This window comes from Neobacillus niacini, from assembly GCF_030817595.1.
GTDB lineage: Bacteria > Bacillota > Bacilli > Bacillales > Cytobacillaceae > Neobacillus > Neobacillus niacini_G.
Genome location: NZ_JAUSZN010000001.1, coordinates 795,015 through 816,506 on the forward strand (window position 1 = coordinate 795,015; position 21,492 = coordinate 816,506).

General features: G+C 38.0%; 23 protein-coding genes. 16 read left to right on the forward strand and 7 right to left on the reverse strand.

Annotated features, from left to right (window positions below):
- Nucleotides 1-66 precede the first annotated feature (66 nt).
- Nucleotides 67-1,491, reverse strand: a complete 1,425-nt coding sequence (gene treP, locus QFZ31_RS04000; RefSeq protein WP_307301086.1) for a PTS system trehalose-specific EIIBC component — start codon at nt 1,489-1,491, stop codon at nt 67-69.
- A 484-nt stretch (nt 1,492-1,975) separates the two neighbouring features.
- Here treP and QFZ31_RS04005 point away from each other — a divergent pair, with 484 nt between their 5' ends.
- Nucleotides 1,976-2,386 (forward strand): VOC family protein, encoded by a 411-nt coding sequence (locus tag QFZ31_RS04005; protein ID WP_307301088.1) that lies wholly within the window; start codon nt 1,976-1,978, stop codon nt 2,384-2,386.
- A gap of 769 nt (nt 2,387-3,155) precedes the next feature.
- Here QFZ31_RS04005 and QFZ31_RS04010 read toward each other — a convergent pair.
- Complete coding sequence (locus QFZ31_RS04010) at nt 3,156-3,548, reverse strand: thiol-disulfide oxidoreductase DCC family protein (RefSeq protein WP_307301090.1); 393 nt, start codon at nt 3,546-3,548, stop codon at nt 3,156-3,158.
- 131 nt (nt 3,549-3,679) lie between these two features.
- On the opposite strand from QFZ31_RS04010, the gene QFZ31_RS04015 reads away from it, so the two are divergent.
- Both QFZ31_RS04015 and QFZ31_RS04020 read left to right on the forward strand, forming a co-directional pair.
- Complete coding sequence (locus QFZ31_RS04015; protein ID WP_307301092.1) at nt 3,680-3,823, forward strand: hypothetical protein; 144 nt, start codon at nt 3,680-3,682, stop codon at nt 3,821-3,823.
- Nucleotides 3,824-3,833: 10 nt separating this feature from the next.
- The gene (locus QFZ31_RS04020) at nt 3,834-4,049 is read left to right on the forward strand and encodes a DUF2500 domain-containing protein (RefSeq protein ID WP_307311368.1); all 216 of its coding nucleotides are present in this window, start codon (nt 3,834-3,836) and stop codon (nt 4,047-4,049) included.
- Between the two features lie 304 nt (nt 4,050-4,353).
- Here the strand turns inward: QFZ31_RS04020 and QFZ31_RS04025 are convergent, their stop codons facing one another.
- The 5 genes from QFZ31_RS04025 to QFZ31_RS04045 form a co-directional block, all read right to left on the reverse strand.
- Complete coding sequence (locus QFZ31_RS04025) at nt 4,354-5,544, reverse strand: M14 family metallopeptidase (RefSeq protein WP_307301094.1); 1,191 nt, start codon at nt 5,542-5,544, stop codon at nt 4,354-4,356.
- 189 nt (nt 5,545-5,733) lie between these two features.
- Complete coding sequence (locus tag QFZ31_RS04030) at nt 5,734-6,405, reverse strand: DUF2642 domain-containing protein (protein ID WP_307301095.1); 672 nt, start codon at nt 6,403-6,405, stop codon at nt 5,734-5,736.
- Between the two features lie 177 nt (nt 6,406-6,582).
- On the reverse strand, nt 6,583-7,791 hold the full coding sequence (locus QFZ31_RS04035; protein WP_307301097.1) for a hypothetical protein: 1,209 nt from the start codon (nt 7,789-7,791) through the stop codon (nt 6,583-6,585).
- Nucleotides 7,792-7,856: 65 nt separating this feature from the next.
- Nucleotides 7,857-8,402: a hypothetical protein gene (locus QFZ31_RS04040; protein ID WP_307301099.1), complete on the reverse strand. Its 546-nt coding sequence runs from the start codon at nt 8,400-8,402 to the stop codon at nt 7,857-7,859.
- 156 nt (nt 8,403-8,558) lie between these two features.
- On the reverse strand, nt 8,559-9,626 hold the full coding sequence (locus tag QFZ31_RS04045; RefSeq protein ID WP_307301101.1) for a CotH kinase family protein: 1,068 nt from the start codon (nt 9,624-9,626) through the stop codon (nt 8,559-8,561).
- A 324-nt stretch (nt 9,627-9,950) separates the two neighbouring features.
- On the opposite strand from QFZ31_RS04045, the gene QFZ31_RS04050 reads away from it, so the two are divergent.
- From QFZ31_RS04050 to QFZ31_RS04110, 13 genes are all read left to right on the forward strand, one after another.
- On the forward strand, nt 9,951-11,483 hold the full coding sequence (locus tag QFZ31_RS04050; protein ID WP_307301102.1) for a hypothetical protein: 1,533 nt from the start codon (nt 9,951-9,953) through the stop codon (nt 11,481-11,483).
- Between the two features lie 236 nt (nt 11,484-11,719).
- A complete protein-coding gene (locus QFZ31_RS04055; protein ID WP_307301104.1) occupies nt 11,720-13,075 on the forward strand; it encodes an arsenic transporter in 1,356 nt (451 codons plus the stop codon).
- A 161-nt stretch (nt 13,076-13,236) separates the two neighbouring features.
- Complete coding sequence (locus QFZ31_RS04060; RefSeq protein ID WP_307301106.1) at nt 13,237-14,109, forward strand: mechanosensitive ion channel family protein; 873 nt, start codon at nt 13,237-13,239, stop codon at nt 14,107-14,109.
- Between the two features lie 82 nt (nt 14,110-14,191).
- Entirely contained in the window at nt 14,192-14,512 is a 321-nt protein-coding gene (locus QFZ31_RS04065; protein ID WP_307301107.1) for a cobalt transporter, read from the forward strand.
- 140 nt (nt 14,513-14,652) lie between these two features.
- Complete coding sequence (locus QFZ31_RS04070; protein ID WP_307301108.1) at nt 14,653-15,330, forward strand: helix-turn-helix transcriptional regulator; 678 nt, start codon at nt 14,653-14,655, stop codon at nt 15,328-15,330.
- Nucleotides 15,331-15,360: 30 nt separating this feature from the next.
- On the forward strand, nt 15,361-16,011 hold the full coding sequence (folE, locus tag QFZ31_RS04075) for a GTP cyclohydrolase I FolE (protein WP_307301110.1): 651 nt from the start codon (nt 15,361-15,363) through the stop codon (nt 16,009-16,011).
- 1 nt (nt 16,012) lies between these two features.
- On the forward strand, nt 16,013-16,213 hold the full coding sequence (locus QFZ31_RS04080; protein WP_307301111.1) for a CDGSH iron-sulfur domain-containing protein: 201 nt from the start codon (nt 16,013-16,015) through the stop codon (nt 16,211-16,213).
- A 156-nt stretch (nt 16,214-16,369) separates the two neighbouring features.
- Nucleotides 16,370-17,170 carry a hypothetical protein gene (locus tag QFZ31_RS04085; RefSeq protein WP_307301112.1) on the forward strand — a complete coding sequence of 267 codons (801 nt, stop codon included), beginning with the start codon at nt 16,370-16,372 and terminating at the stop codon, nt 17,168-17,170.
- A gap of 171 nt (nt 17,171-17,341) precedes the next feature.
- The gene (locus tag QFZ31_RS04090) at nt 17,342-18,061 is read left to right on the forward strand and encodes a YebC/PmpR family DNA-binding transcriptional regulator (RefSeq protein ID WP_307301114.1); all 720 of its coding nucleotides are present in this window, start codon (nt 17,342-17,344) and stop codon (nt 18,059-18,061) included.
- A gap of 73 nt (nt 18,062-18,134) precedes the next feature.
- Nucleotides 18,135-18,770 (forward strand): pentapeptide repeat-containing protein, encoded by a 636-nt coding sequence (locus tag QFZ31_RS04095; RefSeq protein ID WP_307301115.1) that lies wholly within the window; start codon nt 18,135-18,137, stop codon nt 18,768-18,770.
- A gap of 129 nt (nt 18,771-18,899) precedes the next feature.
- Nucleotides 18,900-19,655, forward strand: coding sequence for a GTP cyclohydrolase II (locus QFZ31_RS04100; RefSeq protein WP_307301117.1), 756 nt, complete (start codon nt 18,900-18,902; stop codon nt 19,653-19,655).
- Nucleotides 19,648-20,751 (forward strand): bifunctional diaminohydroxyphosphoribosylaminopyrimidine deaminase/5-amino-6-(5-phosphoribosylamino)uracil reductase RibD, encoded by a 1,104-nt coding sequence (gene ribD, locus QFZ31_RS04105; RefSeq protein ID WP_307301119.1) that lies wholly within the window; start codon nt 19,648-19,650, stop codon nt 20,749-20,751. The genes QFZ31_RS04100 and ribD overlap by 8 nt, the downstream gene beginning before the upstream one ends.
- 1 nt (nt 20,752) lies before the next feature.
- Nucleotides 20,753-21,325, forward strand: coding sequence for a 5' nucleotidase, NT5C type (locus tag QFZ31_RS04110; RefSeq protein ID WP_307301120.1), 573 nt, complete (start codon nt 20,753-20,755; stop codon nt 21,323-21,325).
- Nucleotides 21,326-21,492 lie beyond the last annotated feature (167 nt).

The following is a 21,492-nucleotide window of genomic DNA, read 5'->3' on the forward strand; positions in this document are numbered from 1 at the left end:
TGCCTATATTTTTTGTGACTCTAATAATGAAAAGGAGGGAGATGGTCTCCCTCCCAAATTGGAGTTTTATTTTTTAAATGAAAATTTGTTCATACCTGTTTTTGCAAAGATGATCGTTAAGATGAACGGAACTACGATTGCTACAAGCATTGCAATTGCGAACATCATCATGTGTTGCGGCTGAATAGAAAGGAATCCTGGAAGACCGCCGACACCGATTGAGTTAGCCATGACATCGCTGCCTACAGAAATGACTGCTGCTACTAGAGATCCAATCATCGCTGCAAGGAAAGGGAAGCCATATTTTAAGTTAATACCGAACATCGCTGGCTCTGTAACACCTAGGTAACAAGAGATCGCTGCTGGGATTGAAACTTGTTTTTCTTCTTCATTTTTACGATTGATGAAGATCATCGCAAGAACGGCAGAACCTTGAGCAATATTTGATAAAGCAATCATTGGCCAAAGGTTTGTTCCACCAAGCTCTGACATTAATTGTAAGTCAATAGCATTTGTCATATGGTGTAAACCTGTAATAACAAGTGGTGCATATGCAAAACCAAAGATAGCGGCAAATAACCAGCCAAAAGCAGAAGTTAAGCTTGTATATACAACATCAGAAATCCAAGAACCAATTGTCCATCCGATAGGACCTAAAACGGTATGTGCAATTAATACAGTTGGAATTAACGCTAAGAACGGAACCACAATCATAGAGATTGAATTTGGAACAATTTTTCTAAGTCTTAACTCTAAGAATGAGAGTACAAATCCAGCTAAGATAGCAGGGATTACTTGAGCTTGATAACCGATCATTTCAATTTGAGCAAAGCCAAAATCCCATGTTGGAATTTCTTTGGCTCCTGCAACACCATAGGCATTAAGTAATTGCGGAGATACTAACGTAATACCAAGGACAATACCAAGGATTGGTGTTGCACCCATTTTTCTAGCGACTGCCCATGTGATACCGACTGGCAGGAAGTGGAACACTGCTTCACCGATTAACCATAGGAAAGCGTGAACACCAGCCCAGAATTGAGAAACTTCAACAATCGTCTTCGTTCCATCTTCAAGCAATTTAATGTCACCGATTACGTTTCTAAATCCAAGGATTAAACCACCTACAACTAATGCAGGAATTAACGGTGTAAAGATATCTGCAAGATGGGCGATCATTCGTTGCAGCCAATTCATATTTTGCTTTGCAGCTACTTTTGCTTCGTCTTTCGTTGCTTCACTCACACCCGCAACCTTAACAAAGTCATTATAGAAGGTAGATACATCGTTTCCGATGATTACCTGGAATTGTCCTGCTTGGGTAAAAGTACCTTTTACAGGTTTAAGAGCTTCAATTTTTGTTACATCCGCTTTGCTAGGATCATTTAAAACAAAGCGCATTCTCGTCACACAATGAGTTACTGCAGCAATGTTTTCCTTGCCCCCAACGTGTTCGAGCAGTTCTTTCGCTGACTCAGTGAACTTCGTCATTATTTATTCCCCCTGATTGAATTGGAAGTCTCCAATTCTTTATATAGTGTATTATTTCCTTGTATTTACCAATTAATGTGTACGGTTTCAACTCGTCACTCCAACCTGTATATACAAGTTTTCTGGTTACGTTTACATTCTAACTTGTATATACAAGGCTGTCAACTAATATATTTTTATTTTAAAAAAGGGGGTTGACCCATATTCATGATTTACTTATTATAGGAGGTATTATTACAAGTTCATAACTTTTCAACTTTAACGCTTTAAACTATTGAAAGAATTTTCGGAAAATGGTACAATCAACTTGTTTAAATTCTTCTGAGTTTAGACCTCCTAAAACTAGAGCTTAGCCTTGACCACTAAGCTCATCTTTTGCCTTTGACATTTGTTCAAAGGCCTTTTTTTTAGTTTTTTGAATAAAAGCTGTATTTTATGAAAAAATAATATATTGCGGCTTATTTGATATAAGGGAGTGTTTAACGTGAAGGAACAGATTACACCATATTTATCGTTTGATGGTAATGCGAAACAAGCTTTGGAGTTTTATAAAGAAGTTTTAGGGGCTGAAGTTACCGGAGTTCAAACCTTTGGAGAAGCAGATTACCCAACTCCTCCTGAAGCAAATGATCGGGTAATGCACGCGCAGCTAAAAAAAGGTAACATCTCTCTTATGTTTTCAGATACCTTCCCAGGACAGTCGACTGTTGTAGGAAACAATATAACTCTTACGCTCGAGCCTGAAAGTGAAGAGGAAATTCAACATTTGTATGACGCTCTACGTAAAAACGGCAAACCACTTAACGAGCTAGAGGATACCTTCTGGGGAGCAAAATATGCGAGGGTTCAAGATCAGTTCGGGATTATTTGGGAATTGAATTATCAAAAGTCATAATTAAAAAAGCACTTTTAGAAGTGCTCAGATTGTCGAGGAAGGGGGTCTTTCTCGGCAATTTTTTTGTAGGAACAACCGTTTTCCTTTATATATTGTAAATTCTATTTTGGGGCTGATGCACACACCGCCAGGAGGATTCATCCTTAATTGGGTGTCTTGAGGACATATCGTACGCCCTGCCGGAAGGATTTGTCCTTAATAAGGGTGCTTGAGGACATATCGTACGCTTTCCCGGAAGGATTTGTCCTTAATAGGGTGTCTTGAGGACAAATCGTACGTTCTGCCAGGAGGATGTGTCCTTAATAGGGTGTCTTGAGGACATATCGTACGCCCTGCCGGAAGGATTTGTCCTTAATAAGGGTGCTTGAGGACAAATCGTACACCCTGCTGGAAGGATTTGTCCTTAATAAGGGTGCTTGAGGACATATCGTACACCCTGCTGGAAGGATTTGTCCTTAATAAGGGTGCTTGAGGACATATCGTACGCCCTGCCGGAAGGATTTGTCCTTAATAAGGGTGCTTTCAGGACGCATTATACGTGCTACCTATATTAGGAAAAATCTGTGCACTTTTAAAGTTAAAAAAGATAATGGCTGTCTAGACTTTCTAGACAGCCTGAGCACTTTTAGAAGTGCTTTTTTGATTGCAGAAAAAAAGAAAGTGGTGGGGCCACTTTCTAAAGGAGGTATTGTATCATGGGTTAGTATAATATATGTCCCTCTATGTACAGGCATGTAGTGAACATGTCCATTTTTCAAAAATTTTTTTCTTAATCCAGGAAGCGTTTTTTCATTTCTGCTGTAGGCAGCATGCAGCTGTCCCTTTTGCCAAACCAGTTATAACGATTTTTAGCCACCAAGTCGTAAAGGTAATCTCTAAAAACAGGAGGGAAGACCCTAAGGATCGAAAAGAACCTCCAAAAACCAGTTAATTTTCTGCTTATCTGTAATGCTGCACTTGATTTGATATATACACTTTGCTTTTCAATCACTATAAGGCTGTCAATCTCTTTACTAACCCCATATTTCTCTAATTGCTGCTGTCCTGTCTCACTTTGAAGTGAAGCGAATTTGAAATATCCCGTTGGGTCCCTTTTTATAATGAACTGAACACTGCTATTACAGAAGTTGCATACTCCATCGAACAAAATGATTGCACCCATATTTTCACCCATCCTTCTATTGCAGTATAAAATTTAAAGCTTAAAAAAACAAAATATTCTTGAGACTCTAGAATTCTATCGATATAGTTAGAATATACTAATTTTGGTTTAATGGGAGAGGGGGAAGATCTATGGAGGTTAATCAGGGGTTTGACATGTTTACCATTATAGAGAAATTATTTCCACTATTTTTTATCCTTGTAATTGGATTTATTTTATTTATTATTTTTCAAGGAATAAACAATGGAACTACAATAATAAACAACCAAAGTTGAATGAGGTGCACTGGTTGTCTCGAAACGTACCGAAGTAAGTGGTGGAAGTAATGATTCGAGCGCCAGTACTTGGTATTATATTACGTTTCAAGTTGAAAGCGGTGACAGAATGGAACTTGCCGTCAGAGGTTCTGACTATGGAATGCTTGCTGAAGGTGATGTCGGGGAACTTGTCTTCCAGGGGACAAGATTTCATAGTTTTACACGAAAACAGCAAGTTAACTAGGACACACGATTATACGTGTCCATTATTAATGTATGTCAATTTGAGGGTATCTGAAAATAGTTGTGGATGATGGAGTTTAGTTACGCATAACTAGAAATACTGGTGTATAACCATTAATACTGGCGCATAGCCAGAAACACTAGCGCATAGCCAGAAACACTAGCGCATAGCCAGAAACACTGGCGCATAACCAGAAATACTGGCGCATAACCAAGAAATACTGGCGCATAACCAAGAAACACTGGCGCATAACCAAAACCCAACAAAAAAAAACCTATCCCAACAAGGTTGAAATAGGTCATCTCTACATATACAGTCCAGCCAAGAAGATCCCTAGTACTTCTTCATAAATTTCATCAAATTGACTCAGCGGGAGGGGGTTGGTACCTGTTCCGAGCTCAACGGTAAACCCTGGCCGGCGCCAATCCTGGATAAACCAATCCTTATACCCCGCATAACTTTCTATGGACCTAACAGGCTCGTAGCCACTAACTCTTGCAAATTCATTAACAATCACTTCGGACTCTGGCGGCTCCAAGTTCTCAAACCCCCAGTAAATGACCTCACCCTGTGTATGAAAGGCTAGAACCCGAGCAAAGTCACGTCTTCTAGTCAAATCTGCCATCGCAATTGCTTCTGGCTCTGATAACGGATGTTCACCCCCATAATCCCGTGGTCCAGGTTCAGTAGGATTCCTAGCTTTCTCCAATTCCCAGAGTGCAGGGAACTGGTCATTTAAGTCAACTCCTCGAATATTTGCTTTCCAGCCAGAAAAATCAGTACTTCCACGATTAAGTTCGATAACTCTATTTCTCCAAGTTTCATTTTCTGGGGGACCGTTCATCACAAGACTAACTCCGTCTGGGTTAACCATTGGGACAAGAGACAGCATGCTTTGCCTGTATAATGGAATAGTCGATAGACCGCGTATGGAACTTCCATTCGTAAGCGACAAACAATAATCATTTAAGAATGTCATTAAGACAGGTGTAGTTATCCATTCATTTGCATGAAAAGAAGCATTATAATGAACTCTTTTACTGCCATTACCTAGTAAAACTTCAGGTATCCGGTTGCCAAGGACTGAATTTCCTGCATTGGTTACCCGTAGAAATGGATATACCTCTTGCAAACGAGCGATATCACTCATCATACGGCTAAAATCATAATGCTGCTTTCCTTGAACGAGTCTCCAAGTAACCCTAAGTGGAACCTTGATATTTTGCCCGACTAATAGTCGATTAGGATTTACATTAGGGTTCGCAAGCAGCAGCGCATCCAGTGATAGATTGCGGTTTTGCGCAATACTCCAAAAAGAATCACCGCGTTGGATTTGATAATTCTGACCAAGAAATCCGGGAATTCGGATTCGCTGTCCGGCAGCAAGCTGACTGGGTTGAATATCCCGGTTAGAATCAATAAGCAGTTGAATATTGATTCGAAACAGTTGACTGTAATACCATAAAGAATCACCTTGTCTCACATAGATGTCCATGGAATCCTCCTGATGTTCAAAAATGGTCTTACTTAAAATGTATGCAGGAAAGTTTAGCATATATGTAGGGTTTTAGATTATTTGCAGAAGGGTGCTAATAAATAAAAGAGTGCCGCCCTTAGGACACTCTGTGAAGGTTATATACAGCGAAGTAGTCATTGTTACCGAGAAGAGGCTATCCCTCATCTTTTATGTCATATGAACGGTTTTAATATGCTGAAGATTTAAATAGACAGGATCACCTTTAGCCGTCAGCAATTCTACAAAGTTATTTTTTATTCCCATTACTTTCCCCATACCGTTCTCATTTTCCCCGATATTAAATACAATTAAAGTCCCAATCAATTTTTCAATCTGGACTTCAAACGATCGTGCGAATGTTATGTTAGAGGGGTTTACTGGTAAATTTGCATTGCTTAAACCATAGGGACGCTGATTATTGGTATAAGGAATTAACCATTTTAAATGATTAAGGGATATAAACATGGTTTTGTAAATAGGGGAGTAAAATACAAAATAATTATTCATAATGCTGATAATGTAGCCGTGTACGGCTTGTTTACTTGTCACAAATATTTCGGTAAAAATACCCTTAGCTGCCGTTAGCGTTTTTCGTAATGAAATTTCCTCGTTAGGATGGAAAATAGGGGATTGGTCATCTGATAGAGTAATGATTTCATCAATTTCTTCCTTTTTAGGAAACTTCCAATTTTGAATATGGACTGTAGGAATGTATAAATAATCATAACCATTGTAGATAACCCACAAATCACTGCCGATGTCAATTAAGATTCCGCTTATGGGTTTATTCCCTGAAAGTTCAAGTTTTATATAGTTACCAACATGGTCTTTTAATTTCATTTAATCACATCCTTTCTAGTAAAATGATTCTACAAAAAGAGCAGGTGCATATAACTGTATATAAAAGAAAGATGCCCAGCTCTTTATTGTAAAATTTATGATGGATATTAATTAGCACAGGAATAGTCAATTTAGGTTTACGGATAATCATTTGCTGCCATTAACTTGGGGGTGTGATTAAATGCGTTTTTTTGAGTTATTCCGATTCGGCCAGCCTGAGAAGATAGATCTTCGGTCAAAATCACGTATAGCTGGTTCACCAGAGAAACGTGATGCCCCGACTTCTTGTGCCTTAGGTTTTTTATCTTCTTTTTTACTCTCTACGGTGCTTATTTGTGTCTTTTCTATTTTCATTAGTGGATTGGTATCAAGGGTTTCTTTTACTTTTTTAACTTTGTTTAATAGTTCTTGTGTAGCATTCGCCGTTACTTCCTTTTTCGGTGAAGGTTCTGCTTTCTTTTGCTCACGTACAGGCTGTTTTACCTTGGCTCTTTTTTCCAATGAAGGCGCAGCCGGTTTTTGAACAATTTCTTTATCGTGTTTCACGATATTTTGAACAACAACCTCGGATTTCTGCTTTTTCACTTCTTCTTGATGAGATTGAGGTATTTCAGTTCTTGACCATTTACTTTCCTTGCTTTGTTTTACATTTTTCTGAATGCTTTCATTGTGAACGCTCTGCTTTTTCTCTTCTTTTTTGTCTTCATTGCTGATTTTTGCTAGTGATAATGAGGATTTGATAGGTTCTGCCCAAACCTTTTTCTCAATTTCCGGTTCATTTACAATTACTTTAGGAGTAACTATTGCTTCATTGTCTACCAGACTCACTGTTTGTTGAACAGCAGCTTCCTCTTTTTCTGCCTTCATAAACACTTCAGTTTCAACATAATTGTCGTCTGTATCTTCCACTTTACTATTAGAAACAGCTGTTTCCGTTTCATTTTTGTTTTCTTCTTGTTTTTCTTCTTTCCGATAGCCTTTTAATATATTTGAAATGTGAGAAATCTTGATTAAAATTCGATTTTCACCATTGATTAGCGTAACAAAGTCGGAATCGACGAAACCTAGGACACCATCAAAAGATTGCTTATTTAAACACAATATAGATACCCATGAATTCTTTAAAGAGTTTAATAAATCCGCTAAACTCTGAGTTTTCATAAATTCCGTAGTGATTTCTTCACCTTTAAATTGTTTCGTGTTTTTTGTTATAGCATGAATTTTATCAATGCTATAGTAATAGACGTATGCCTTTTCGTCTTCTAATATAATATGATCAGACTCTACACCCATTAGTTTTCCTTTTATAATTTCTTCACCAACATATAAATTTACATTGTAGCCTTTTAGTAAATCCACGGTTGATGAAAAATTATCAGATCCCATTCAATGTTCCTCCTTAGGGTAAATTTGTCGCTTCTCATGAAAGAAGCGACAAGAGTTTTACTTTTTTACTGTCTTACTTGTGAGTTTTCTGCACGTACCACTCTTTGTCTCACAACTTGTTTTTCTGTTTGAGACATAGAGTTCTCTTCTTTACCTTGATCTTTATTTTCTTCTTGTTTTTCACTTTCCACTTTTAATCCATAGCTAATATTTCGAATATGCCACATAGACACACGGACAACTTCTTCTTTACTAATTAATGAAACAAAGTCTTTGTTAATTTCGCTGATTACACCTTCGAGTTTTTCAGGACCTCCACGGTTAATTCTTACCCATTGGAATTTTAGGCATTCTAGAAGACCCTGGAAGCTTTCAGCACTTTTAAATTCAAAATTCTCCGGAACCTCAATTCCTAAATCCATCGTATCCTTTGAATTTTCGGTTACACTTTTGACATGGTGCGTATTGTAATAAAGCACACCATCATCCTTAGTCAAAAGTACTAGATGGTCATCAAGAACTGCCATTAATTTTCCAATTCTTGATTCTGGACCTCCTCTGTCAACCTTGATCGTCTTCCCCACTAAAGACTTCCACATGTCGTTATTCATACAATATTTATCCTCCTTTAATTAAATAAACATTTACACTGCATTTATATGTGTCACGGTATGATGTTGTACTAAACAACGAGCCTTTTTTCTTACCTTTTTGTAAAAATAGGCAAAAAAAAGAAGTATATGGCGTCCATATACATAGAAAAAAGGTCATAATGATGCCAATTCTTTCTTTAAATAACCATTTCTCTTCTCAATAAATTTGAGAATGACATCTTTTTCTTTATCAAAATATTTCTCGTTCATATTTATATAGGGATCTGTCCTAATAAATGGCTTTAATAATTGAAATTGTTGTTCGATTATTGGCTCTAAAGCTTCAATATTGAAGTGGGTAGTTAAGATGGAAGCAAGGATTTCTTTGTATTGTAATCTATATCGTTGAATATGGAGAAGTCGTCCAGTTAAGGTGTTATATCCAGTGATGGGGACAAAATCGTGATCTAGCTTTCTTCCATGAAGGTCTCTTCCCCAGGTACCATCATAATCCCAAGGGGTAATTTCAAAGAGATTGGTTTTGCTATTTAAATAGAGAGCATAGTTATGGATAAAGCCATCGAAGTTCTGTGTACAAACGACACCGGCAAGCCATGTAAGATATTTCTTAATATCTAGAAATTTATCAACTTCTTTTTCAAATTCCTCATTTGGAGAGGTGTTGATCATTGCAATAAAATCCTCTAATAAAGATAGGTCTTTATCCTCACCATATTTTATTGTATAGCCTTCAGCTAAACTCGTTTTTAATTCGTTCTCTGGAGAGATTAATGAGAAGTTTGCAAAATAATTAGTGGCATATATGATTGGTCCATCAGGAAGATTTCTTTTTTTCAAAAGATGTTGGTCAAAGGATTCTAGTTCCAAATAAATTCCTTTACAAAAACCATTGATATAAAGAAGCACGTGTTTGGAGTGTGGAGAAATAACGCCAATGGTATCAAAAAAATCGAGCGAGAGTTTGTTCCGACTCAGTGAAATATCATCGTATTCGGCATTTAAATGAATTTCATGAGCACCATCAAATAGATAAGGTTTTTGAAAAATAATATTATAGGATTTTTTCTTCTTCTTTCTGATGACATTTCCCCGATAGGTGAGTCCAATTTTGTATCGTTTATTGGCAATTTTTAATAAGGCTGGGACATGCTCATCCTCCCAAATATCATCCTCCAACTTTTGCAGCCATTTTGGATTAATAAAGATTTCATATTTTAACACGTAAATACTCCTATACATTCATTTTTTCTAGATAGTATGCTGCCTACAGGGGGATTGTGCAGTACAAACATCCAGTATTTTGGTATAGGACAAATGTCGATGCACAAATATTTATGAAATGGTTGTTAAAAAATAAATGTTTGTCTATATCAAGTTCCACTTTATTACCATAAATTAGAAAGTGAAACGAATATATTTATGGAAAGTGGTGGAAAACCAAGATGGGGATGGACATGAATCAAATGCTGTCAAAGGCTAAGGATAATGGAGTCGTTTTATTTCTAAATAACAATCCAGATGACAAAGAAGACAAAAAATGTTTCTGTGAAGATCATTCAGATTCCAGTGGCAGCAAAGGGTCCGACGGAAGTCGGGGCTCTAAAGGAAGTAAAGGGTCAAGTGGCAGTCAGGGGACTTGCGGAAGTAAGGGAAGCAAGTGGTCTGATGGAAGTAAGGGCAGCAAGGGCTCTGGCGGAAGTAGAGGCTCCAAAGGATCAAGCGGTTCTGGTGGGTCTCGACGGAAAAAAGGTCCTAAAGGTCGCAAAGGTCCTAAGGGTCCTAAAGGTAGAAAAGGAAAACATAGTTCTGGCGGAAGTAGAGGTTCAAAAGGTTCACATGGTTCTGGTGGAAGCAGAGGTTCAAAAGGCTCACATGGTTCTAGTGGAAGTAAAGGATCTTCTGGCGGATATGGTTATGGTGGTAAAAACTCTAGCGGAAGCAAAGGCAGCAAGGACTCTGGAGGAAGTAAGGGCAGCAAGGGATCAAAGGGTTCCAGTGGATCGGGTGGTAATAAAGGTCCTAAAGGTCCTAAAGGTAAAAAAGGAAGACACAGTTCAGGCGGCAGCAAAGGATCCAAAGGCTCTCATGGCTCCGGTGGAAGTAAGGGATCCAAAGGCTCTCATGGCTCTGGTGGAAGTAAGGGATCCAAAGGCTCTCATGGCTCCGGTGGAAGTAAGGGATCCAAAGGCTCTCATGGCTCTGGCGGAAGTAAGGGATCCAAAGGCTCTCATGGCTCTGGCGGAAGTAAAGGATCCAAAGGCTCTCATGGCTCTGGCGGAAGTAAAGGATCCAAAGGCTCTCATGGCTCTGGCGGAAGTAAAGGATCCAAAGGCTCTCATGGCTCTGGTGGAAGTAAGGGATCCAAAGGCTCTCATGGCTCTGGCGGAAGTAAAGGATCCAAAGGCTCTCATGGCTCTGGCGGAAGTAAAGGATCCAAAGGCTCTCATGGCGGTTATGGCTATGGTGGTACAAAAGGATCTAAAGACGGGCACGGTTCCGGTGGCAGCAGAGGATCCAAAGGCGATAAGCACTCTGGCGGCAGCAAGGGCTCCAAGGGCGATAAGCACTCTGGCGGCAGCAAGGGCTCCAAGGGCGATAAGCACTCTGGCGGCAGCAAGGGCTCCAAAGGCGGTAAGCACTCCGATAGTAGCAAAGGCTCCAAAGGCGGTAAACACTCCGGCGGCAGCAAGGGCTCCAAAGGCGGTAAACACTCCGGCAGCAGCAAGGGCTCCAAAGGCGGTAAACACTCCGGCGGCAGCAAGGGCTCCAAAGGCGGTAAACACTCCGGCGGCAGCAAGGGCTCCAAAGGCGATAAGCACTCTGGCGGCAGCAAGGGCTCCAAAGGCGATAAGCACTCTGGCAGCAGCAAGGGCTCCAAAGGCGGTAAGCACTCTGGCAGCAGCAAAGGCTCCAAAGGCGGTAAACACTCTGGCGGCAGCAAGGGCAGTAAAGAATCCAAAGGCGGACACAGTTCAGGTGGAGGAAAAGGCAAAAACTCAAAAGGAAAAAAATAATAATTCTCAAACCGGTACCTCTGGAGTACCGGTTTTTTGTTGTACCAGTAATTTCTTATGGTAGTTGCCTATAAAAGAACCCTCTAGGCATTGGTTTAGTTGACAAAAATTAGACGTTAATCCAACCATTTTTTTAAGAAAATTACTAGATACCTGCTGATTTACATAAATTCAAGATATTCGTTTAGTTCAAGCCTCTAAGAACCTACGTATGATAAAGCAAAGGACAAGAGAAGACACGATAAGGAGATTTCTTAGAATCAAATTTTAATATAGAGTGGAAGGAGAGAAATAACATATATGTATCAACCATCGACGGTAATCATAACCGTATTGGCATTTTTTCTAACCATGGTGATGATTTTTATCCGTCCGAAAAATATGAATGAGGCTATTCCTGCAACCATTGGTGCAGTCATTGTCATGTTAAGCGGCAGCGTTTCTCTAGCTGACTTAATGGATATAGGCTCGAAAGTCACAGGGGCGGCTGTAACCATCATTGCAACAATTGTTATGGCGATTGTACTAGAAAGTTTTGGCTTCTTTAGATGGACGGCGGCACTGATGTTAAAAGTATCAAAAGGGTCCGGAATTCGTTTATTCTGGTATACATTATTACTTTGCTTTTTGATGACAATGTTTTTCAATAATGACGGAAGTATATTAATTACCACACCTATTCTCATTCTTATATTTAAAAATATCGGTTTAAAGAACCGCCAAAAGATACCATACCTATTAAGTGGTGCCTTAATCGCAACTGCTTCGAGTGCTCCAATTGGAGTAAGTAATATTGTTAATTTAATTGCGCTAAAAATTATTGGTATGGACCTTTACCTTCAAACAGCCATGATGTTTGTTCCAGCCACGCTTGGACTACTATTTTTGGCTTATTTACTACTCCTCGTTTTCAAGAAGGACATCCCTAAAGAAATCCAACTCCATTCTTATACGCTGCCGTTGTTGAATAACAATCGTTTTCACCCATTACAAAGAAAAAACGAGGATATGTTTGAAAAACAAAAGAAGTTAATGATTCAAATGCTCATCTTTGTCTTTATCGTTAGAATCAGCCTTTTTGTAGCCTCGTTTTTGAATATCTCTGTTTCTTTGATAGCCGTATTAGGTTCAATCATTTTACTAATCTGGAGATGGATCCACCTAAAGAAAAATCCAAAAGACGTATTATTTAAAATACCTTGGCATATCTTGATTTTCGCTTTCTGTATGTATGTAATCATATATGGATTACACAATATTGGGTTAACAGCCCTTCTGGTAGAACATTTAAGTTCTATTGTAAATGGCAGTTTACTTCACGCAAGCGTTACCATGGGAATCATAACCGCATTCCTATCGAATCTATTTAATAACCACCCGGCATTAATGGTTTCGACACTTGCATTAACAGAGATGGGATTAAAACCATTATTAACACAAACCGTTTACTTAGCAAATATTATTGGGAGTGATATCGGTTCCTTAATCCTGCCGATTGGTACCCTTGCCACATTAATTTGGATGGATATCTTGAAGAAAAACAAGATTAAAATAACCTGGATGGATTATATAAAAGTTACCATCATTGTCATTCCGCCAACGCTCGTTTTTACTCTTATTGGACTGTACCTATGGCTGCTGTTAGTATTTGTATAAAGTGTATAATTGTAAATTGCATAAGTGCCAACAGGTCTAACGTTATTGGCCTGTTGGCTTATTTTAGTAAGTCCAAGTTTCCTTTTATAATAGTAATTAAGTTCAATTCATTTTTTGTTTTAAGGGAATATTAGTAAGGATACTATCAGAGGACGTGAACTATGGATTTTTTGTCAATCTCACAAAATATTTCGGAATACATAAAAGAGTATTTAGTCTTAAAATTATTGATTATGGTTTTGTTTTTGGTGATTGGCACTTATTTAATCAATCGATCCGTGGATTGGTTCTTTAGAAAGTCTAATTTATTGGATGAAGAAGTGGAACAAACCATACAAGGTGTTATCCGCTCGACCTTAAGATATGCAGTTGGGATTATTCTGCTGATTTTTCTAATCAGTCAATTTGTAGACCTTAAAGGCATTCTCGCGGGGGCAGGGATTGTAGGGGTAATTGTTGGATTTGCGGCTCAACAAATGTTAAAAGATATACTTTTAGGCTTTATTCGATTATCCGATAAGGAATTCCGGGTTGGTCATTTTGTGACATTCAACGGACAGATATCAGGGACCATAGAAGAAATAGGGATACGCTTTATGCAAATTCGTGAGTGGTCTGGAAAACTTCTCACAATTCCACATGGAGAAATAAGGACAATACAAAATTATAATAAAGGAAGAATGCGTGTTATCGAGAAAATAACCGTTAGCTATCAAGAAGACCCGCGGAGAATAAAGCAATTATTAGAAGCAGTTTGCGCTGCCTGTAATGAAAAACTTGATCAAAGTTTATTAAGACTAGAAGATGGCTCTGCTGAAGAATGCTTTCAGTACGTTGGGATTACAGACTTAAATCCAAATCTTAAATATGTCGGATATGAGTTTTGTGTGGTTGGTTTAGTGAATCCGGATGATTACTTCGAAACTTCTCGGCAGGTTAGGTTCGAGCTAATGTCTGTTTTCTATGAGCATCAAGTACAGATGCCAGCTTCGAACTTTGCGTTACTTCCTCAAAAAGAACCTCAGGAAGAGTAGTAATAAAATGATTCGCCCATTCCCTAGATATTTATCCCGCATACACTAAAAGGAAAGATTTTTAGTAAGGGGATGCGGAAATATGACAAATCTAAGAATGTTTGGTGGACATCATGGCGGACACCATGGAGGGCATCATGGCGGGCATCACGGAGGACATCATGGCGGACATCACGGTGGGCACCATCATGGGCACCATCATGGGCACTATGGACATGGTTATGGATATGGAGGATTTGGTGGAGCACCATTTGTAGGAGGTTTACTAGGAGGTTTGGCTGCAGGAGCAATAGGTTCACCGGGCTATGGTGCTTATCCTTACCCTTATCCTTATCCGGTAGCAACGCCTTATCCGGCACCATACCCAGGCTATTATCCATATAGCGGTTACCCATATTATTAAATTAGTAAATTACAGCCCTTTCTTAACGAAAGGGTATTTTTGTGTTTTTTTTAATTAACCAAGTTTTCCATTGAAAAACTTGAACTATTCTACCTCATCCTGAATATATTTTAGGGAAGAGAGCAAAGGGAGGGAAGATGATGAGTTTCCGCGCTGACCAAATGTCAGAACCTCGCCGTAGAATCATACAGTTTATCAAAAATAACGGATCCTCATCAATGAGCGAGCTGGCTTCCGTCTTAGATATAAGTGGTGAAGGAGTACGGCAGCACCTTCTTCAATTAGAAAAAGAAGGATGGGTGACTCGACATTCAGAAAACAATGGTGTTGGCCGTCCTGTACTACAGTATCGATTAACAACTGCAGGCGAACATCTTTTCGAAAAAAATTATGATCACTTAACGATTGAAGTTCTAGATACATTAGCAAATTCCCTTGGAGAAGAAGCAGTAAAACATTTACTTTCTGCTATGATTGAATCAAGAATTGTCCAGTGGGAACCAAAATTAAAAGGATTACCCACAGACGAGCGTCTAAATGTTTTAAAGGATTTCTATAAAAAAGATGATTCATTTATGGAAATAGAAAATAAAAATCAAGCTTATTCCCTGATTGAACGTAACTGCCCCTTCCATAATGTTGCATTGCAGCGACCTATACTTTGTAGTGTAAGTGTTTCTGTCTTAACACATTTATTAGGATGTACTGTAAAGCGAGCGAAACGACTTCAGAATGGTGATGGTTGTTGTGTTTTTCAGGTTCTTTTGGATAAACCCGTTAGTGAAAACACTCCTCGAATCATCATTGAGGATGAGTAGTCCTAAAAACCAAAAAGGGATGATGTGATCATGAAGAGTGAGCAGTTACAGATTTTATCTAAAAAATATCCACATTTATTTAACCAGCTAACTGATACCGAAAATGGTAACATTACCAGTGTTACTCAGTTTTCAGAGGCAGTAAAACAATTAATTAAACTTTGTGGCGACGACCCCGAGCGTGATGGTTTACTGGATACCCCATTTAGAGTCCTTAAAGCTTTTCTTGAGTACACAGAGGGGTACAACGAAGATCCGAAAATTCATTTAGAAAAAACGTTTGATATTCATCATAAAGGTCTCATTCTAATAAAAGATATTGAGTTTTACTCATTATGTGAACATCACTTTTCTCCTTTCTTTGGAGTCGCACATATTGGATATATTCCTAAAGAAAAAATTACAGGTCTTTCTAAGATGGGGCGATTAGTGGAAGGTTACGCAAAAAGATTTCAAGTTCAAGAAAGATTAACGACACAGATAGCAGAAGCGATTGAAGAGGTATTGGATCCTGAAGGAACCATTGTTGTGGTAGAAGCGAAGCATATGTGTATGTGCAGTAGAGGAATTAAAAAGGCAAACACCGTTACCACAACATCTAGTCTTCTTGGAATCTATGAAAATCGACCAGATCTTCGTGCTGAATTTTATTCGCTAATAAAAACACAAGGGAGTAAGTGACATGAATAATCAAATAAAAATCTCCGATAATGGTCCGTTAGAAGTAAGCGGTGATTTTCAACTATATGATTCAGAAGGTAACGAATATCCGAAAAAAGGAAAAGTATATCTTTGCAGATGCGGACTATCGAATAAGAAACCTTTTTGTGATGGATCCCATAAGCGAGGCGGATTTGAAAGCAGCCTCAGAGTTTCAGGATAATGTTTTTATATAAGGTATCAAGGATGACATTTACGTGATGTCATTCTTTTTTGTTTATAGAGAGCCTTTTTTTTAAAAAAGGCACGAAGCAAGGGTTTGTCTTTAACCTTTAAACCTTACTTTCAATACTATAGTAATAAAAGGCAGGTGAGTAAAATGTACTTGGTCGGCTTTTATTCGCCAAAGGCGAAATCAGGTGTTACGGAATTATCATTATCTATTTATCATTGGCTAAAAATGAATACAGATTTATCAGCTGCATTTATTTCATATGGAACATTAGAAAAAGAAGGTCTCTCTGAAGAGGTAATCCATGAATTTTCTAAATTATCTCTTCCCGAACAAAAACGAATCGTAAAAAACATGAAAAAAGAGTACGATATTATTATTTATGATGCTTCAAGCCAGCTTTCTGAAGGAGTATTAAAGCTTTTGCCTATTGTTGATCGATTATTTGTTGTTGGTGAAGAAAATACAGACTTTGCAGTAAAACTCCATCAAATCATCCAATTTAACAAAATGTTTGATAAAAGTGTAAAGAATTTCATCCAACATTTAAAAGGAAATAAAACCTTTATTATCCGTGAGCAAAAGGAAGGTCGTGTGATTGGCTTTAATCATACAAAAAAAGAAACAAATGATATTGGGCAAATGGTATATAGAGATTATGTAACACGATATTTAGAAGAAAAGTTTATTGAAAAGAACGAAAAAATCTACAGAAAAATTAAACAAATCCCAAAGGAGACTTTGTTTCGAGGCTTATATAATCTTGGAATTGATTTTGAGAAAGCATTGTTATTTCATGAATATGTTCTTTTGCGTGAAGCGTTAGGGCAAAATTATGAGGAAGCACTCGAAAATCTTTTCCCACTATTAATCAACTCATCGTTTGCAGAAATACTAGAAAAATTTCAAAATGAAATTAAATTTATCACAAAACTAAAATTATCCTAAAAAAGTCAGGAACCTAAATTCCTGATTTTTTTGATATCTGTTATACCTATTAATCATAAATACTTAACAAATTCCCCTTTTACGGTATAATATTTTAGAAAATGGTTGAAGATGTAATCTATTTCTATTACTATTTTTATGTAGAGCCAAAGTTGAAAGTGAGTGGACAGAATGGGCCGTAAATGGAACAATATTAAAGAAAAAAAAGCCTCAAAGGATGCAAATACAAGTCGTATTTATGCAAAATTTGGAGTTGAAATTTATGTTGCAGCGAGAAGAGGCGAACCGAATCCTGAATCAAACCAGGCATTAAAGTTCGTTTTAGAACGTGCGAAAACCTACAATGTACCTAGACACATCATTGACCGTGCGATAGACAAAGCAAAAGGCGGATCAGAAGAAAGCTACTCTGAACTCCGTTATGAAGGTTTTGGACCTAACGGATCTATGGTCATCGTGGATGCCTTAACCAATAACGTGAACCGCACTGCTTCAGACGTTCGTGCGGCATTTGGTAAAAATGGCGGAAATATGGGGGTCAGCGGATCTGTTGCCTATATGTTTGACGCAACAGCAGTTATTGGTCTTGAAGGTAAAACAGCGGATGAGGTTCTAGAAATCTTAATGGAAGCGGATGTAGATGTTCGTGACATTATCGAAGAAGATGAATCTGTTATCGTTTATGCTGAGCCTGATCAGTTCCATGCTGTTCAAGAAGCATTTAAAAATGCGGGTATCACTGAATTTACTGTTGCAGAATTAACAATGCTTGCTCAAAACGAAGTGACACTGCCAGAAGACGCTCAAGCAAAGTTCGAAAAAATGATTGATGCGTTGGAAGACCTTGAAGATGTTCAACAAGTGTACCACAATGTGGATTTAGGTGAATAGGACTTGAAGAAGACCTTTGTTTTGACAAAGGTCTTTTCATTTAGATCAAGATGAATGGGCAGGTAAGTAGAAAATGTCGAAAACAATAAAAATTCAACAGCCAAAAATACCGGATGGTCTAACAGCTAGAACGTTTCAACCAATGGAAGATCCTTTTTATGAAATGTGTATTATAAGTGATTGTTCTATTTTGAGCGAAGAATTACATAGAATACGTTTTGAACAAGTCATTTTTAAAAATGTTACTTTTTTGGATGTTTCTTTTAAAAGTATAGAATTAACAGATGTTATCTTTGATCACTGTGATTTATCGAATACGGATTTTAGTGATGGCAGCATTCATCGGGTTGAATTTAAAGAGTCTAAAATTTTAGGGCTTAATCTTTCAGACGCTTCGCTTGGGAACGTTTTATTTGAAAATTGTAATGCAAATATGATTTCGTTTGGTTATGCCAAACTTAAGCAGGTCAACTTCAATTCTTGTTCACTTCGCAATGCTGACTATTATGAATCCAAATTTAATAAGGTAGGATTTAAGGACTGTGATTTAAATGAGGCCAATTTTGAACAAACCCCTTTGAAAGGGATAGATTTGAGCAGCTGCACCTTTGATACCATCAATGTTTCGATAAAAGACCTCGCAGGCTGTGAAGTTACAGCGGAGCAAGGCTTAGGATTTGCACGATTATTAGGATTGATAATAAAATAAAGCTTATCGGGAGCAGTCATTACGGATTGCTCCTTCTTAAGTAATGGGAAAAATACATCATGTTCATCAATCCATAAGCATGAAATAAAAATGGATACGGCAAACTAATTAAAAAAAGGGGATATATACATGGAACAAGGTCTGGATTCTAAAGTACTTTCAGTATTAGAAGATAAAATCCAATTAATTCGTACGGAGAAAGGTGCCATTTATTTAGTGGGTCCTATTAAACTTCCCGTTAATCTTTACGGTGAAACAGTGGAGTTCAAATGGTACTGCTGGTTAAATTGTAATGAGGTTACAGAGGATTTCGAAAGAATTATTGATAAATTATCCTCTTCGAACTTAGCTGAATTACAACAGTCAAGTGTCTTAGTTTATGGGGACTTTGAGTATGGAGAGGATGCGATTATTCGTATGCATTCTATTTGTCATACGGGTGATATTTTTGGAAGTAAACGATGTGATTGCGGCTACCAGCTTAAAAAATCAATGAAAATGATTCAAGAACATGGAACAGGTGCCTTGTTCTATTTAGCTAACCACGAAGGAAGAGGTATTGGCTTGTTTAGTAAGGCAATGGCTTATGTACTTCAAGAGAACGGCTATGACACAGTTGAGGCAAATGAAGGTCTTGGGTTTGTAGATGACTCCAGAAACTACAGTGACGCCATTCAAGTATTAAAGGCTATCCGTCAAAAACCGGTTACTTTAATGACAAACAATCCTAAAAAATTGAATGCTTTAAAAGAAGCTGGATTACAAGTTTCGGGCAGACAGCCGCTTTGGGGAGATATTTCCGAGTATAATGAGAAGTATTTGCAGACAAAGATTAATAAGTCTGGACATCTAGAAGAGGACGAAGGGACTTGTCCAAATGACTAATCATGAATTTTACATGGATTTAGCTCTAAATAATGCCCAGGCGATGAAGGGTCAGACTGACCCCAATCCGTTGGTTGGTTCTGTAATTGTTAATGATAACCGAATAGTAGGAATAGGTACTCACTTGAAGGCTGGTGAACCGCATGCTGAGATCCACGCCATTCGAATGGCTGGTGAAAAAGCAAGAGGCGGAACCATTTATGTGACTCTTGAACCGTGCTCCCACCATGGAAGGACTGGACCTTGTGCTGTAGCGATTGTCGAAGCAGGAATTAAAAAGGTTGTCATTGCAACCCTAGACCCGAATCCAGTTGTTTCAGGGAATGGTGTGAAAATTCTCGAGGATGCCGGTATCGAAGTGATTATTGGTGTACGTCAGGAAGAGTCACAAAGAATGAATGAAGTATTTAATAAGTTCATTGTAGAGAAAACACCTTTTGTGACGTTGAAAGCAGGTATTACCCTAGATGGGAAAATTGCCACCCATTCGTTTGATAGTAAATGGATTACTTCTGAAGAAGCTCGAAACGACGTCCATCACCTTCGAAATGAGAATATGGGGATTCTTGTTGGCGTTAACACGGTTATAAAGGATGATCCAGAGCTTACGACCCGGATACCAAATGGGAGGAATCCTATTCGAATCGTTTTGGATTCTACTTTAAGAATTCCATTAGAATCTAAGGTGCTGACGGATAACCTAGCCGAAACATGGATATTTACAAGCGAAAATTATGATAAAGAAAAAGCCAGGGTATTAGAAAGTTCAGGAATTCCTATTTTTCCAACGAGCGGATCAAAGCATGTTAATCCAACCGAGGTCCTTCAAATTTTGGGAGAGAAGCTTGTTTCCTCTGTATTAATCGAAGGAGGAGGCACGGTTAACTGGGCATTCCTTGAAAATAAATTAATTGATAAAGTAGTTTTATATGTAGCGCCAAAAATTATTGGCGGCAGCAATGCTCCCTCGTTTTTAGCAGGGGCAGGGATGGATAAAATGAAAGATGCAATCCAATTAGCGGGCTTATCTGTCCAGCAAATTGGACCTGATTATAAATTCACTGGATATCCGATTTACTCACACGAGGGGCATTAAGATGAAATTTGGATTCGATATTGATGATACATTAATCAACCTAAGAGAACATGCATTTACTATTTACAATAAGAAGCTAAACAAAAATGTACCATCTGAAGTATTCCATGCGTTAAAAAGAGTGGAAATTCATGAGCCTTTTGGTTTAAGTGATGAAGAGGGAAGTCAAATGTGGAAATCCTCATTAGATGAGATTTACTATACAGACTGTCCTCCTTTTCCAAATGCGGTTGAGACATTACAAGAACTTGAAAGAAAAGGGCATGAAATCTATTACATAACCGCTCGGCCAAAAGAACATGGAGAACGGACGAAAAAATGGATGATTGAACAAGGGTTCCCTGTTCGGGATGACCGTTTTTTCTATGGAATGCTTGATCACGAAAAGGTCGAAATTATCAAAGAATTAGAGCTTGACTATTACTTTGATGATAAGGCTGAAGTTTTAGATACATTAACCCATGATTCCTTAAAAGTATTTATGAGAGATCAGTCTTATAATCGCCATCTACAATATCCCCGAATTTTAAATTGGACGGACTTAAATGAAATTTTGAAAAAAGAGCTAGAATAGTGAATTGAGCAGAAGGGCTAAATAGACCCTTCTGTTTTTTGTTTTCCTTCAATTTTGGTGATATCAAGAGAATTATTGCAAAAAATAGCAAAAATGATTAATGAGTACGTTTACATTCAATTTCACAAATTTGTCACAATCCTATATACTGTTTTTTGTTCACAACG